At 70.9% G+C, this 2,381-nt stretch carries 3 protein-coding genes; 1 reads left to right on the top strand and 2 read right to left on the bottom strand.

What is annotated here, in order from left to right:
• Positions 1 to 190, bottom strand: a 190-nt coding sequence (locus tag KDL01_RS40535; protein WP_212534039.1) for an alcohol dehydrogenase catalytic domain-containing protein, incomplete at its 3' end; no start/stop codon positions are given.
• Positions 191 to 369: 179 nt separating this feature from the next.
• Between KDL01_RS40535 and KDL01_RS40540 the strand changes: the two genes are divergently transcribed.
• The gene (locus tag KDL01_RS40540) at positions 370 to 834 is read left to right on the top strand and encodes an NUDIX hydrolase (protein ID WP_212534040.1); all 465 of its coding nucleotides are present in this window, start codon (positions 370 to 372) and stop codon (positions 832 to 834) included.
• Positions 835 to 1,037: 203 nt separating this feature from the next.
• On the opposite strand, the gene KDL01_RS40545 is transcribed toward KDL01_RS40540, so the two are convergent.
• On the bottom strand, positions 1,038 to 2,294 hold the full coding sequence (locus KDL01_RS40545) for a tetratricopeptide repeat-containing protein (RefSeq protein WP_212534041.1): 1,257 nt from the start codon (positions 2,292 to 2,294) through the stop codon (positions 1,038 to 1,040).
• Positions 2,295 to 2,381: the final 87 nt, after the last annotated feature.

The raw sequence follows: 2,381 nt of genomic DNA on the forward strand, positions 1-2,381 counted from the left end.
CCTCGTGCCCGAGCGTCAGCGGCAGCGGGAAGTACAGCTGGTCCGCCGGCCACGACATCACGGCCACGTCCGAGTGGCACACGCCCGCCGCGCTGACCTTGAGCAGGATCTGCCCGGGCCCCGGCTCAGGCTCCGGAACCTCGACGACCTCCGGCTCGGTCCCCACGGTGCGGTACTGCACGGCTTTCATGCTGCCTCCTCGCCAAGCGGCGGACGCGGTACGTGGCGGACGCGCCCGTACGGCTCCACCCTCCCCGCCGCCCCACACCGAGGCGAGGCAGGCTGCGCCGTGCGGGGGGCGGCTGGTGAGCGTGGCTCGCTCGCCCTCCGCACGCCGCACCCGTGCGATCGAGGGAATACTTCTGCGCCATGACTCAGATCGAGGTGTGGGACCGCGTAGCCGGCCGGGCGATCCTGCTCGACTCCGACGGCCGGGTCCTGCTGTTCCAGGGCTTTGATCCGGCACGGCCCACCGAGCCCCCGTGGTGGTACACCCCCGGCGGCGGCGTGGAGCCGGGCGAGACGCCGCAGCAGGCCGCCGCACGGGAGTTGGCCGAGGAGACGGGGCTGGTCGTCGAACCCGCGGCGCTGGGTGAGCAGGTCTTCGAGAACTACGTCGAATTCCTCATGGACGGCGTGCTCCTGCGCCAGCGCAACCACTTCTTCCTGCTGCGCACCGCGACGCGAGAGATCTCGACCGCCGGGCTGGACGACGTGGAACAGCGTACGCATCTCGGGCACCGCTGGTGGAGCGCCGAGGAGTTGGAGCAGAGCTCGGAGATCTGTTATCCCGAGGAGTTGGCCGGGCTGATCGCGCCCTCGGGAGGCTCGTAGCCCGGGGCTCCCGCGGTGGTGTGACTCCTTCCGCGGGCACCTGCTGACTGCGGCCCCGTTCTACGCCGCGCCGATTGCGTCCTCCAGCATGTGCGCCAGGCCGACCACGATCTCGGTCAGGGTTCGCACAAGCGGATCGGTATCTGTCATGGCCCTCGGGGTTCTCCGGAACGGGATGTCGTCGGACCCGCGCGGTGTCTCCGTCACGTCGAGCGGTCTCTCATGCGGGCCTGTTCGGTGAACACGGCCAGCAGGTTCAGGCACTCCCGCGTATCGGCGTGGTCGGCGCCGGCGATGCGGGTGTAGTCCTGGGCCAGGACGTCGAGCAGTTCGACGGCGGAGACGGGGTGGCCGGATTCGCCGGTGAAACGCGCGTGCCACAGGCGGCTTTCGAGAGTCCGGTGGTCGTCGGCGCCGCAGACCCGGGCGTAGTCGCGCGCGAGTTCGGCGAACAGGCCGGCGGCCTGGGCCGGGTGGCCGATCAGGCCGGCGCAGTGGGCGTGCCGGGTGCGGGCCATCAGGGTCTCGGGGTCGCCGGCGCCGCGGATGCGGGTGTTGTCGCCGACCAGCTGGTCGAGCAGTGCGACGGCTTGTGCCGGGTATCCGGCCTCTGCGATGTAGTGGGCGTGCCAGTAGCGGTTGCCCAGTGTCTCGGAGTCCTCGGCGCCGAGGATCTGGACGTCGTCTTCGATCAAGTCCGCGAACAGGTCGACCGCCTGCGCGTACAGCCCCGCCTGCCCGAGGGTGCGGGCGTGCCAGGACCGGGTGGTGAGTGTCTGGGGGTCGTCGGCGCCGCGGACGAGGGAGTCGTCGATGGCCAGGCCGGCGAGGAGTTCGGCGGCCAGCGCCGGGTCGCCGGTTTGCGCGGTGAAGCGGGCGTGCCAGAACCGCGAGTTCAGCGTCTCGCGGTGGTCGACGCCGCGGACGCGGGTGTTGTCGTCGATGAGCTGGTCGAGGAGTTCGGTGGCTTGTGCCGGATCTCCGGCCTCTGCGATGTAGTAGGCGTGCCAGTAGCGGTTGGCGAGCGTACCGGTGTGCTTCTGGCCGCGAGCCCGGATGTTGTCCCGGATCAAGGCGGCGAACAGCTCGGCCGCCCGGGCCGCGTCGCCGGCCTGCCCGACGAAGCGAGCGTGCCAGAAGCGGCTGCCCAGCGTGTCGGGGTGGTCGGCCCCTCGAACCCACGAGAGTTCCGGCAGGAGGAGCTCGAACAACTCGATCCCGGACGCCAGGCGCCCGGACTGCGCGGTCATTCGGGCCTGGTTGATGCGCGCGTTCATGGCGAGCGTGCTCTGCGGACCGCGGATCCGGGCGCCGTCCCGGGCCACGGCGCCGTACAGTTCGGCTGCCAACGCGTACTGCTCGGCCCTCGCGAGCCGCCGGGCCTCGGCGTACCACCGGTCGAGTTGCGCCGAAGAGATCGAATCCCCGTCCGAGTGATGACGCGAGCCGCGAATACCCACCGTTGTGCCCTCCCCGTGTGCGCGGTGACATCTGCGCCGTCACCGCTCATAGCATAGTCCTGATATCAGGTCCGGGCGGGGGCGGCG

Source organism: Actinospica durhamensis (assembly GCF_018139695.1).
Classification (GTDB): Bacteria; Actinomycetota; Actinomycetes; order Streptomycetales; family Catenulisporaceae; genus Actinospica; species Actinospica durhamensis.

Bases quoted from the DNA above. Each gene is read 5' to 3' on its own strand.
- KDL01_RS40540 (WP_212534040.1), top strand. From the start codon at position 370: ATGACTCAGATCGAGGTGTGGGACCGCGTAGCCGGCCGGGCGATCCTG.